This window comes from Gordonia sp. VNK1 (assembly GCF_040049135.1).
GTDB classification, from domain to species: Bacteria; Actinomycetota; Actinomycetes; order Mycobacteriales; family Mycobacteriaceae; genus Gordonia; species Gordonia oleivorans.
Genome location: NZ_JBDZDJ010000001.1, coordinates 151,773 through 164,560, shown reverse-complemented (window position 1 = coordinate 164,560; position 12,788 = coordinate 151,773). Strand labels below are relative to the sequence as shown.

Below are 12,788 nucleotides of genomic sequence, written 5' to 3'. Positions count from 1 at the left end.
CTTGAATCCAGCTCGGCCCGAGCAAGACTCGAATCGTCGGCAACGCGCGTGTACAGGGTCGGGCCGATCGGATCGCTTAGCAAATCCGATCCGACTTCGACGGCGGCGCGCTGGACCGATCCCGCTGCCCTCGCACGCATTGCACACGAACTCACGCGCTTGGAGAAGTGAGTTCAGGAGGCGACGCGGCGCGTGCACAGCCAACTCAACGGCAGGCAATGGAATGACCCCGTGCGAAAGAACTTCGAGGAACTCCTCAACAACCTCGAACGCAACGCGCGCGCAGCATGACCCAGATGTCCAACGAAGGCGCCCCTATGCTCAAGAACAAGGAGCGGCAGATTCGCGCGGACATGGGTCGGTGAGCGGTCGCACCGGTAACCGGCGTCGCCGTCCCTCGTTCAGCCACCCACCCGGTACCGCTGAAACGATCCGGGCGTGAGCGTGAATCCGTCCCCCTCGCGGTTTTCGCATGCCAGGCCCGCCGATCGTGAGTAGCAGGTGATGGTCAGCCCGGTGGCCGGCTGCATGCTCACCGCGGTGCCGTCGTCGAGAGTGGTTCCGCCGTCGCGGTATACACCCTGGACCAGTGACGAGCACGGGGGATTCTGGAAGTTGGACCACCCGAAGATGTGCGCGTTTGTGGTTTCGTACTCGGAATAGACACCGCACCCCATTCCGTCGGCCACCGAGACGCTGAACTCGGTCTCACACAGCAGCGACGTCGAACCGACGAAGCACGCAACCTGCTTTGACGGCAGGGCAAAGCTGTACTGCCACGGCTTGCCGGCCACGGCGTAGGTCGACGCGGGAACCAACCGATACGTGCCCGAATCCCCTTGTGGACCTGCGATTGTCGAACCTTCGGATGTCGGCGTCGTCGACGACGCCGCGGCAGCGGGTGCGGTCAGATCCAAGGACAGACGGGAGCCTCCCACTGTGCCGATGTCGGGGCTCGATGTCACGGCGGTTCCGTCGAGAGTGAACTCGACACGAACCGGCGCCGGCGGATCGATGCCGCGTTCACGTGTGTCGACTGTGGCGATGATGGTATCGGCGGATGCGGAGTCGATACTCACACCACGAAACTCATACGGCCGCACCGCAGATACCGCGCCGTCGACAAAGATGACCAGCGCAGTGAACAGGGATGCCCCGGTGCCGGCCTCGGAATCGCGATCACCATTGGCGCCGTCGACCACCGCGTACGCCAGCCCCTCCCCGCACTCCTGGTAATTCGTCGACACATCTCCGGCGTCAACATGCGCATAGGTCCCGTATGTACTCGGCTGGGTCGGAAACACCCCACCGGAGAGCACGGCCGGCCGAGGCGGGCACGGGGCTGTCGCCGATTCTGATGCTGTCGTCGTTGTCGTCGTCGTCTCCGTCGCCGGGGACGACTGTTCGGCGTCGTTGTCGGAACCGCATCCGGCCACCGCGATGCCCACCAGGGCCACCACCGCAACCCACCATCGTCGTGTCATATCTCGAACCTCCCGACTCGTCGTTTCTGACGCGCACACTAACGACGAGCACCGACACATTTGGTCCGCGGCCGGGTCGGCTCCGTATCGATAGGCGCATCCTTCTCGATTTCATCCGATCGGACGACCCGCCCGCAGTGGCGAATTCCTTCGCTGCGGAGAACGCTCCGGGAAGCCCATATCCGGCGTACTCAGTATCGAGAGGATCAATGCCACCACTTCCCAATCACCTTGTCGAGCACTGGCGCCCCAGCCACGAGGCGGCATCGTGGGCGAAGAGGAACCGTTTCGGCTCCCCGATCCCGATGACCGACGGCCGGCTACGTGCACTTGCTCGAGACCACGAATCGGCTCCGACTGGCCTGTACCTCTGGGAGGGCGTCCGTCACGAGATCTACGTCGGAATCTCCGAGCGTTCTGTCGTCACTCGGTTGCGCGCGCATGTGAAGAACTACTCCGACGCCAACATCCAAACGTTTTGGTATCGCCCGCATCCGGCCGACCGAACCGAACTCCGCGACATCGAACGCGAGCTGATCCACGACGCGATCCGCGACGGATTCGTCGTGTACAACTGCGAGCACTCCTCGAGTATCTACGGCGACTCTCCGTTTGATGATCTGGTCCCAGTCGATGACCAGGTGGCGTGGTGTGCCGACCCGACGAAGGTCAATCTGGCATCTGCCCATACGCTCCAGCCGATCTCACCGTCGGAGAACGTCCGCTCGGCACCGCGGTTCACGCGGTTGCTCGCCCGAGATGACGCCGACGAGATCATCGATGCCGTGGCGCTGTACCTGCGGGCGTGCACTCCCCTGCCCTTTCTCACCCCGCGCGAGTACTGGGGTGTGTCGTGTCTGCCGAACACCCGACTCGACAATGGGTACGCACGCGTGGTCACCCTGAACATGGGCATGCTGGAGATGCTGTGGATCAACGACGGCCCCGAGGGTATGTCCGTCTCGGTGGGCACCGACTATCAGTTCCTCCCAGCACGATTCACCGCTCACAAGCTGAAGAAGGTCGGCGCCCGCATGCGCGGCATTGTGCACCGCTCCGGCGGCGCCAACGAGGAAGTCCTCACCTTCGGCTCGGTGCGTGCCTTCATCGACGCCATCGACAGATCCCCCGACATCGTTAGCGCTGCGGGACGATTCGCCCTCGACCGTATGCGCAAGGGCCGATTGTCGGGCCGCTACCGTGACGCCCACAAAGCGTTGCTTGCCGAGGCCGCGCTCACGCGGATCGGTGGCCGAAGTGTGGACCGTGCTGCACAGGATGCGCGCTGACCGATTCGACGGAGTCGAGCAACCGACGTCAATCGCGCCGCTCGCCCACCTGCTCGTCGATATCGAGTTGCCAAATGCCCTGTAGCAATTCCACAGCCAGCTCTCTAGGGAGTTCGACGTCGCCATCGACAGCATCAGCCACAGCTGACTGCAATTGTGTGCCAAGGGCGCCGCCGAGCCGTGTGATCAAGCGGGTGGCCGACCGACCTTGTTGCCGTCGCTTGTGCCTGACGAGCTGATACGCGCCGTCGTCGCGTCCAGGTATCGGCGCAACCGAACCGAAGACCACGACCGGCTCGTAGATCCACTTTGTCGTGGGGTCATAGCGCAGCAGCACTGTTGCTTGGTCGTAGCCGTCCTGATCGTCACCCAGTTGGTAACCAAAGAGCGGGAACTGCGGGGTCTGCTCGACGTCGGCGGTCATCGCCTCGCGCTCGTCGTCGGTGAGGTCGTCATCCTCGACTGGACACAACAGCACCGGTACCGGCCAACGGAGTAGCAAACCGGCCTCGGCGGACCGGCCCGTCACCCCAGGGACGGGAGCGCGGCGATTTTCCTCCCACACCCGTCGGAGTTCGGTGAGAAGGTCGTCGTCGATCGGATTCGCGTCCGCGGCGATACCGGCGACGAAATCTCGAGCTCTCACGATGGCAGCCTTGTCATCCGTCACGATCACCGCTTCCAGGGATTCGGTGGAATTCCGGGATGCATTGGCCGATCCGACGATGGCGATGCCCTCTCCGACGAGCACTTTGGCGTGCAGCGTGGGCGATGACTTCACCTCAATACCCTTCGCGATCAATTCCGCGAGCGCATCGGGAGAGGTCGCGTGCGAGGCGACGGCTTCCTTGCTGGCATTGACCACCAGGACGTCGCCATGCCTGAAGTGCCGGAGGAGATCGGGACCATCACGCCCGACGAACGCAATCGCACCGAGGCGCGGACGCCGACCGTAGAGCTTCCTACTAATCGTCTCCCAGGGAAAGGGACCAATGAATTCGGTGACCATGTGCCCACACTGCCAGGGTCGCGCCGATCGTGGCTCGCGCACGAATATCAGTTCATTGATCGCGAAAGGCCCGGACCGGTCCTCCGTTCGGCAGATGCCGCAGACGTCGCGATATCCATCGGGCGAAAGCCCACAGCAGCGGCCATTTCGGAGGCACATCGGTGTGATCGGCACCTGTTGATCCGCAATAGCTTTCCGGGCATTTCTACGCCCGGCACGGGGGTCGCGGACAACGATTCGGTGTCGACCGAAGCCTTCCCGGCGGCCGACCAATACCATGTCCTCCGTCCGATCCCGACGCTCGGAAGCCGACCCAATGCACCTCACGCGACATCCCCGCCGACAAACCGTCACGGCCATCGTGACGTTCCTGGCGGCCGGGCTGGTCGCGCTCACGCATCCGGGAGTCGCGTCGGCCACCTCACCGCCGGCCCCGTCGGTCGGCGCCGGACTGGTCATCGCCGTCAGCCCCCAACCAGGTCAGTGGGGACACTGCGTCCTCACCGCCGCCGGACACGACAGCACCGGAACCCGCTTGGCACTGACCGCCGGCCACTGCGCCCGACTCGGATCCAACGTGAAGACCGCCGACCGTTCCACCGACCTGGGCACCGTGATCGCCCGCGGAACCTTCCCCGGCGAGGGTGTCTTCGTCACCAACGTCCTCGACTACGCCCTGATCCGCCTGCGCCCCGGCGTCCGCATCGGACCCGTGCCGGGCTCACCGATCGTCGCCACCCGCATCGGGATTCCACGCACCGGCGAGATCGCCTGCAAATACGGCCAGGGCGTCCTCTTCCCCGGCGAACGCTGCGGCGTCATCGGACGTATCACTCCCGTCGAGTTCGACGCCTTCGCCTGGTCGATCTTCGGCGACTCCGGCGGGCCCGTCTACACCACCCCGCACACCGTCATCGGGATCGTGTCACGCCCCGCGGCGGTACCCTTCGCCTCGAGCAGCATCATGACCCGCGTCGACGCCGCGGTCGCCGATGCCCGCAAACGCGGAGTGCTCCGCGGAGCGTTCACACCGCAGGCGTAGCTGACCTCGAGGCCGCTCTCCACACCGAAAGTTGTTGTCGGTGAACGCGAGTTGCGCGGATTCTCCCTCCGACGAGGGTCATTCCGCTTCCGGTTCCGCATCCCGACGCCGCTGCCGTTGACGACGCAGCCGTGGACTGTCACAGATTCGCTGCTGCCGCGCACATCCGTGAGCATGCCTCGGCACCATTCGCGGTTGCCGAGTACCCGACACTCCGCGGCACATCAGAGGTAGCTCCGTCGCGACGCGCAGATCGCGCGCGAAGAGAAGTCACCCGAGGGTGTACTCACCATCGAGACGGCGGCGATGATGCCGAGGATCACGAGAATGTCGACAAAGGTGTCCATGGGAGCGCCTTGGGGAACCGTGGGTGGGTGTCACCGTCTGACCGGTGACTTCTGACCCCATCACCATCGCGCCCCTGCCGCGGGATTGTTAGGCGGTCGCACTACGCGAGTTTCTCGTGGACGACTACCTACCGCGCGGTAGGACTACCCGCGTCGACGGGGTGGACGCGCTCGTCGCAATGGCGGAGATCCGGCGCCCCCTGACGGCGCTCAGATGACCGTCGGCCGCGGCGCCGGGTCCGGTGCCGGCGGCGCAGGCTGCGGGTCCGGCTGCGGCGCCGGTGTCGGGATCGGCGGCTCCGACGGCGGCTCGGGAATGGGCTCGGGCGCCGGTTGCGGCGTCGGCGGAGGTGGTGGGACGGGAACGGGCTGACTCATCGGGACTCCTCTGTGGACGTTTCCGATCGGAGGATGTTCGGTCACCGGGGCCGGCCAGGCAGGTCGGACCGCGGTGGGCGCCGGGCTGGACCTGTCCCGACGCTACGCCTGCGCGTGTGGGACGGCCAGTGCATGCGGTGCGCACTGCGTAGAGGCATCGGAGAGTGGTGGCCATCGCTCGTGGGGAGAGGCCAGAGATAGCGCAAGTCCCTGCGACAGTCGGGGGTCGTCGCAGGGACTTGCGGAACCCATACTAGCGGGAGATCGCCGGTTGTATGCAAGTTGGACAGAATTGCGTCACTTGTCAGGGGTTGTCTCGATACGACCACGCGCTCGTTTCGACGGAGCTCACCGCAGCGGCTTCGCTCGCACGCGTCACTCGACCAGCGGAGGCGGGTAGAAGTCACGGGGATACACCTGCGACGCGGTAGATCCGCAACTGAGGTCGCCCGTCGGGGCCGACGACCGTCATCGCCGCCGTCGCGATCTGCGCACCGTCGTCCCACATGCCGGGGTAGCGGACGTTGATCGCGTCGAGGGCACCGAGACCGGTGGGTCGTTGCGACAGGATGTACTGCACACCGCGGGTGGCCGGGTTGTTGAGTTTGGGGAAGAAGTCGAAGTCGCTGCGGATGACGAACTGTTGGGGACGGTCGGAGTACAGCCAGATCCGCGCCAACCCGAAGGTGTCCACCAGCACCGAACCGTCGGGCAGGTGCTGATCGTCGAGCCACCGCGCGACGTTGCGGGAGACGTCACCGAACCAATAGAACCAGTACGTGTCCGGCGGATACCGCTGCGGCCAGAACGCCGATCGGAGGCCATACTCCTCCTTCGCAATCCCCGGCGACAGCATCGTCTGCGCGGTCACCGGGATGCTGGTCACCAGCACCAGGACCATCAGGACCGCCGAGACGCGCGGCCAGCCCGTCGCCGAGTGGTGACGGCCCACCCCACCGGCCACCAGCACCGCGATCACCACCAGCGGGATCACGGTCAGGTAGAACCGGAACCACCCGAACGTCGACCCGACGAGCACCGCGGCGATCTGGAACACGAGCACCGACCCGAAGACCGCGAGCACGACGGCCGCGTCGACGGTGCGGGTGCGGATCGCCGTCCAGGTGACGACGACGGCCACCACCAACAGCAGGGGTTGCATGCCGAGCAGCCCGGCGGCCACGGACCTGGCGAGCGGGGTGGTGCCCACCTCGTCCGCCGACGCGATACCCGCGACCGCCACCTGCGCAGCGTTGCCGTACTGAGAGGAGAACTGCGAGAATGCATTTCCGTCGAGAATCCACCCCACGCCCGCCCACAATGCGAAGGCGAACGCCGTCGGCAGGCCGACGATCACCGCGTCGTGCACACCGAACGCGGCCCCGGCGCAGTAGCTCTGCCACCGGTGCGTCGCGCTCGAGCGGTGATGCAGCGTCGACACCCAGAACACCCCGACGGTGACCGCGACGGCCGCCACGATCGCCTCATACCGGGTGAGATACCCGAATCCCAGTGCGGCACCGGCACACACGAGGTCACCGACCCCACGACGACGCACCCAGCACAGCATGCGACGGCACGCCCACAGCAGGAAGAACAGGAACGGGGCCTCACTCATCCCCATGCCGCCGTAGAGCAGGATCATCGGGTTGACGGCGAACGCGAGGACCGCCGCCCACCGCAGCGCCCGTCCGGCCCGATAGTCCAGGGCGATCCGGCGGACCTGCCACACCCCGCCCGCCATGAACAGCGCACTCATGATGGCGCCCTCGAATCCGACGTGCCGCAACTGCGGCCACCGAGTCGCCGGCCAATGTTCGAAGGCCTCCACGAGGGGGATCTCGACGAGGCTGGGCAACGGATTCCACACGAAGCCGATCGCCCCGAGGTGCGGGTCGCGACTCAGGATGGTGAAGGCGGCGTTGCCGACGCGGCTGCTGGCGTCGGGGTTGATGTAGCCGGCCACCAGGTACAGGTACACGCCCACACCGAGGTAGCCGATCGCCGCTGCTGCGAACAGGGCCATCCCCCACCACCGTTCGCGGTCGGCCCGCGCGCGGGGTGCGGTGGTGGGGCGATCGACGATGTCCGGTGCCGGCCCGGCCACCGGGACGACTGTGGCGGTCACGGCGCGGTCGGTGAATCCGGTTCGGCCGCAGACTCCTCGGCGGGTGGCACCCCGGAAGCCGGGGGTACTTGGCGGCCGCGTCGTCGTCGGAGGACGGTCAGGACGACGGCACCGGCACCGATCACGGCGAGCAGGATCGCGGAGATGGCGACCCACAGCACCCACGCGGTGCCGACGTCGGACACGAGGGTGACCGGGCCGTCGGCGCGGACGGTGAGCAGTTGCGCCTGACGGTCGCGGCCGGCGACGAGGACATCACCGCGCAGGTCGCCGAGTTCACCGTCGGAGGCGTCGAGGTAGCCCATCAGCGGGTCCACCAACGCCCACGCCCCGGAGGTGCTCACCAGCAGCACGGTCCGCGAGTTCTGGCCGAACGCCTGGATGGTGCCCAGCCCATCGGGGATCTGCAGCCGAACCTCTTGCGGCAGCCCGACGGTCGTGGTGGTGTCGGTGACGTCGATCGGCGGGTCGAGGGGGTGCGCGGCGGCCGCGTCGGCGACGATGAGCGCTCCGCTGCCACTGGTGATCGCCTGATCGAGGGGCACCACGATCGGGGTGATCGGCGTCGCGGAGGTGCGTTGCACGGAGGCGAGAAGTGCTGCGGCGATACCCAATTGGGACGTGTTTCCCTCGTCGAAGGCGACCTGCACGCTGGGTTGCCAGCCCAGCGACACCGAGGAGAAGCCACCCATCTCGACGGGGGTGGCCTCGGCCTGCGCCGTCGATGACGGGTCGATCTGGAAGGTCAACGGCACGGTGCGTGGGGTGCAGGCGGCCGGGGCCGGCTCGTAGGACAGCCGCAGTTCCAGCGGTGCGTTGGCGGCGACCTGTGGGGCGGGGATGACGAATTCGGTGTCGAGGGAACCACTTTGATCGAGGGTGGCGGTGTGCAGGACCTGGCCACCGCTGACGGCGAGCATGGTGGCGCGTTCGGCGTCGCGGACCGGGGTGTAGGTGGCGCGCAGGTGAATCCGCACCTGGCCGGGTCGGCCGAGGGCCAGTTGGGTCGGATCGAATCCGGGGACGAGGGTGGTGGTGCCGAGGACCTCGGCGGAGAGGCGGTCGGAGAACTGGCCGAAGGTGATGATGTCGGAACCCTGGATCTCCCGCCGGCCGAGGCCGGTGACGGCGACGGAGTCGGTCTGGGCGAGATCGGTCAGATCGTCACGGAACAGCGCGGTTTGGATGGGTAGCGTCTGGGCGTCACCACTGATCTGCAGATAGGCGCTCGCCTGCCCGGCGTTGCGCAGACCGATGCTGCCCGCGGTGTCGGTGTCGTCGATCACCACGGCCCGGTCCAGGGGGCCGCGGGCGGGTGGGTCACCCGAGGTGGGGCGGTCGGCGACGGTGACCGCGACGCGTTGCGGTCGGTAGTGGTCGGTGAGGGCGGCCACCAGGCTGACCACGGTCTGCGCGACCACCGGACTCGGGTTCGCCGGCACGTAGAGGGTGATGGTGTTCAGCACCGGCGCGAAGAACTGCTCGATGGTGGCCGACGCGATCTCGGTGCCGGTGTAGGCGACGGCCAGGTTGGCCAGGTTCACGTCGGGTTCGGGTCCACAGAGGGCGTCGATACCCGGATTACGCAGTGTCACACGCAGTTCGGTGTGCCCATTGACGACCGGGACGCCGGTGATCGGCACCGAGAACCCGATGCTGCGTTGCTCGGGTCCGAACGCGGGAACCGCGACGGTCCCGAGGATGGTGCCGTCGAAGCGGGTGACCTGCAGGAAGGCGTCGGTGACGTTGACCGCCGAGGCCACCACACCGGTGAGGGTGGTGGGTCGGGTGCCGTCGGGTACCGGGATGCCGATGGTCTGCGGGGCGTTGGCGGCGGTGATCTCCACGGAGGTGCCGAGACCGAGTTGCCGCCACCCCAGGGTCGTTTGCACCGGGTCACCGGGTGCGGCGGTGGCCGGTGCGGCGCTGATCGCCAGCACCAGCGCGGCCAGCAGGACGGTGAGCAGCGACCGGCGGGGCGGTCGGTGGTGGTCAGTCATCGTCGGATTCGGTTGGGGGCGGCGATTTCTGCGGTGACAACCCATGGACGGTCTTCTCCCAGTACGAGGGTTTGTAGATGAGTTGGGCGACGCTCTTGAGTGCGGCCATCGACTGCAGGAACCAGTAGCCGGGAACCAGCAGTGCGGCGACGAGGAGGTACGGCTTGTGGCGGGTGCGGGCGGAGACCACGCCGAGCATGATCGAGGCGAGGTTGCCGACGGTGAACATCACCAGACACAGGTAGTAGATGGGTCCGGGGAACAGGCCCTGCAGAAAGTCCGGGCGCCCGGAGTACCAGACGATGAGCGAGAGCCAGAAGGCGAGGTTGATGGTGTTGGCGAACGGCATTCCGGCGGTGAGGTTCGCGACGCGCAGGGTGGGCACGATACCCAATTGCCGGACCAGGCTGACCGGTTGGCGGGCGTGCACCAGGAAGGTCTGCAGGTAGCCCTTGTACCAGCGGGAGCGTTGACGCACCCAGTTGACGACGTCGGCGTTGGCCTCCTCCTCGGTGAGGGAATCCAGAACGACGGTGCGGTAGCCGTGCCGGGCCAGCCGCAACCCGAGGTCGGCGTCCTCGGTGACGTTGAACGCGTCCCAGCCGCCGACCTCGCGGAGTGCTTGGGTACGAAAGTGATTCGACGTCCCGCCTAGCGGGATCACGCATTTCGACGCGCTCAGGGCGGGCAGCATGTAGGAGAACCACTGGTCGTATTCGAGGGAGAACCATCGGGTCAGCAGGTTGTCACGTTCGTTGTAGTAGCCCAATCGTGCCTGCACCGACACCACCTCGGGGCCGCTGGCCGCGAAGACCGCTGCCGCTTTGCGCAACTGAAGGGGGTCGGGGATGTCCTCGGCGTCGTAGATGGTGACGATGTCGCTGCGTTCGATCGGCAGGTTCATCGCGTGATTGCAGGCCTTGGGTTTGGTGCGTGGTTCACCGGCCGGCACCAGCACCGGGATGACACCGTCGATGTCGACGGCGAAGACCGCGTCGATGGTCTCGCGGTCATCAGCCTCGAGGACCAGCAGGATGTCGAGTTTGTCTGCCGGATAATCGATCTGTCCGACACCGGCGACAAGGTTGGTGACGATCTCGGGTTCGCCGTAGACCGGCAGGAGCACGGTGTAGACGGGGAGGTCGGCGTCGGGGATGGCGCGGGCCTCGTCGTCGGAGATGCGGATGATGCCGCGGCCGGTCATGCCCCGGGACACCAGCACCATCTTGTCGAGGCTGGAGGCGAAGAAGTACACCGCGCAGGTGGCGGCCAGGATGGTCAGGGTCAGATGCCAGGACAGGACGAACCCGACGATGAGGATCGCGGCGAGAACCAGCGACAGGACGCGTTGGATGCGGCTCAGGGGTGTACGCGCGGTGAGGTGATCGGCCAGCGGCGCCAGGTTGGTGGGCGCCGCGTTGGTGGGCGCCGGGGAGTCGGTGCTCATTGCTGCACCTCCCCGGTGCGCACCAGATGCCAGGCGAGGGCGGTGAGGGATTCTTCGACGGGGTCGGCGGTGGCGAGGTCGGTGTCGTCGGGGGTCGATCGGTCGGTGATGAGCCAGGTGATCGGGTCCAGCACGGCACTGCGGTAGCTCGGCGGTTGGGGTGCGGTCACCGCGTCGGGTCGGCGGGTGTCCAAGGAGGCCAGCAGGTAGATCACCTGGAAGCGGATACCGGTGTCGGACGGTATCTTCCAGGCCCACTGGCGTGCGGTCCAGAGGGAGTCGTCGGGGGTGCGGACCGTCTCGGTGGAGGCGCGCATCTCGCCGAGGATGGTGATGTGGGCGTCGGCGGTGGCCTGGTAGGCGGTCCAGACGGCCGGCGGTGCCACGGCGTACCACACGCCGCGACGGAAGTCGGTGAACCGGCCCAGATCTCGGCTGGTGAAGACGTCGAGGAAGGCCACTTGAGGTTCGGATGCACTGTCGTGCACGGTGATTCGGTAGCGTTGCACGGATCCGTCGTCGCCCATGACGCGGGGCCCCCAGGCGTAGGTGCTCGGCGTGGACACCGTGGTCGCGGGCTGTTCGGCAATGTCGGCGATCCAGGTGGTGTGCGCCACGGGGAGATCCGCCGGGGAGATGATCGGCAAGGGGCGGGGTGCGAAGGTGAGCACGAGCAGTGCGGCAACCCAACCGACGGCGATGGTTGCGATCGATTGCCGGGGCAGCGACACCGTCGCCTGATCGGGACCCACCCGGAGCCGAACGGCGATCACGATGCTGGTCAGGACGGCAGCGGGGACGGTGTAGGCCAGCGCGGAATGCTCACGCAGGACCACCACCAGGGCGAGACCGGCCACCGCGTAGGCGATCGCAGCCGGGACGGCCACCCGGGAATGCCGGAACGCCAGGCCGGTGGCGATCGCGCCGAGTACGACCGTGACCGTGCCGACCACGACGGTCGTGCCGCCGAGCACCTGCGCCACGAGCAGGATGTTGGGTGGGAAGCACGCCAGCAGGTAGAACCAGGCCACGTAGTCGCGTGCCACTCGTCGGATACCGAAGATGACGATGGAGGCGGCGAACACCCAGATGAGCAGGGGGATCACTTCGGCGTGCCAGTAGGCGGCCGCGGCAGGCAGTCGGGGTACTGCGAGGGTCGCCGCGATGATCAGGCTGGCTCCGATGACCACGGCGAGGATGCGGTCGAATTCCGAGTCGTTGATCTCGCGGCCGCGGGAGCGCGGGTCGAGACCGAAGACGATGAGCAGTCCCCAGAAGGGGACGAACAGCAGGTACGTTGCCGGGGAACCGAGTGCGGCTTCTTCGATGTAGGTGATGAGAATCGGGGTGAATGCCAGCACCGAGGCACCCACGGTGGTGAGGTAGCGCACCGCCATCCGCATGTCGCGCGGTCGGGTCAGCTGGCGGGCCACCGAGCGCCACCCCGGTGATGGCGGTCGTGTCGGAGCGCCGACCCGCTCGGTGATGTCGTACGGGGGCGGCGCCGACGGCGTTTGAGCGCGCGCAGGTCGAGTGGTCATGCGGTCGGGCGTCTTTCCGGGAGCAGTGAGCGAGGCGCGCGGCTCCTCGCATTGCTACCCCGACGGCTTTGCTGAACCACAGACGCGATTAATGTTAGCGGTGGTTGTCGGTGAATGCTGTGT

10 protein-coding genes are annotated in these 12,788 nt (G+C 66.8%); 2 read left to right on the top strand and 8 right to left on the bottom strand.

The features are described 5' to 3' along the window. Positions 1-401 precede the first annotated feature (401 nt). On the bottom strand, positions 402-1,484 hold the full coding sequence (locus ABLE94_RS00690) for a hypothetical protein (RefSeq protein WP_348807753.1): 1,083 nt from the start codon (positions 1,482-1,484) through the stop codon (positions 402-404). A gap of 209 nt (positions 1,485-1,693) precedes the next feature. Between ABLE94_RS00690 and ABLE94_RS00685 the strand changes: the two genes are divergently transcribed. Next, complete coding sequence (locus tag ABLE94_RS00685) at positions 1,694-2,773, top strand: GIY-YIG nuclease family protein (RefSeq protein ID WP_348807752.1); 1,080 nt, start codon at positions 1,694-1,696, stop codon at positions 2,771-2,773. Positions 2,774-2,801: 28 nt separating this feature from the next. Here ABLE94_RS00685 and ABLE94_RS00680 read toward each other — a convergent pair whose 3' ends face one another. Beyond that, the gene (locus tag ABLE94_RS00680) at positions 2,802-3,782 is read right to left on the bottom strand and encodes a phospholipase D family protein (protein ID WP_348807751.1); all 981 of its coding nucleotides are present in this window, start codon (positions 3,780-3,782) and stop codon (positions 2,802-2,804) included. A 361-nt stretch (positions 3,783-4,143) separates the two neighbouring features. On the opposite strand from ABLE94_RS00680, the gene ABLE94_RS00675 reads away from it, so the two are divergent. After that, positions 4,144-4,824, top strand: a complete 681-nt coding sequence (locus ABLE94_RS00675; RefSeq protein ID WP_348807750.1) for a chymotrypsin family serine protease — start codon at positions 4,144-4,146, stop codon at positions 4,822-4,824. Positions 4,825-5,048: 224 nt separating this feature from the next. Here ABLE94_RS00675 and ABLE94_RS00670 read toward each other — a convergent pair whose 3' ends face one another. From ABLE94_RS00670 to ABLE94_RS00645, 6 genes are all read right to left on the bottom strand, one after another. After that, positions 5,049-5,171 (bottom strand): hypothetical protein, encoded by a 123-nt coding sequence (locus ABLE94_RS00670; protein ID WP_348807749.1) that lies wholly within the window; start codon positions 5,169-5,171, stop codon positions 5,049-5,051. 210 nt (positions 5,172-5,381) lie between these two features. Next, positions 5,382-5,549, bottom strand: a complete 168-nt coding sequence (locus tag ABLE94_RS00665) for a hypothetical protein (protein ID WP_348807748.1) — start codon at positions 5,547-5,549, stop codon at positions 5,382-5,384. A 403-nt stretch (positions 5,550-5,952) separates the two neighbouring features. Beyond that, positions 5,953-7,677 carry an ArnT family glycosyltransferase gene (locus ABLE94_RS00660; RefSeq protein WP_348807747.1) on the bottom strand — a complete coding sequence of 575 codons (1,725 nt, stop codon included), beginning with the start codon at positions 7,675-7,677 and terminating at the stop codon, positions 5,953-5,955. Further along, on the bottom strand, positions 7,674-9,677 hold the full coding sequence (locus ABLE94_RS00655) for a cytochrome c-type biogenesis protein (protein WP_348807746.1): 2,004 nt from the start codon (positions 9,675-9,677) through the stop codon (positions 7,674-7,676). The genes ABLE94_RS00660 and ABLE94_RS00655 overlap by 4 nt, the downstream gene beginning before the upstream one ends. Next, a complete protein-coding gene (locus ABLE94_RS00650; RefSeq protein WP_348807745.1) occupies positions 9,670-11,124 on the bottom strand; it encodes a glycosyltransferase family 2 protein in 1,455 nt (484 codons plus the stop codon). The genes ABLE94_RS00655 and ABLE94_RS00650 overlap by 8 nt, the downstream gene beginning before the upstream one ends. Beyond that, positions 11,121-12,557, bottom strand: a complete 1,437-nt coding sequence (locus ABLE94_RS00645; RefSeq protein ID WP_348807744.1) for a hypothetical protein — start codon at positions 12,555-12,557, stop codon at positions 11,121-11,123. Before ABLE94_RS00645 ends, ABLE94_RS00650 begins: the two co-directional genes overlap by 4 nt. Positions 12,558-12,788 lie beyond the last annotated feature (231 nt).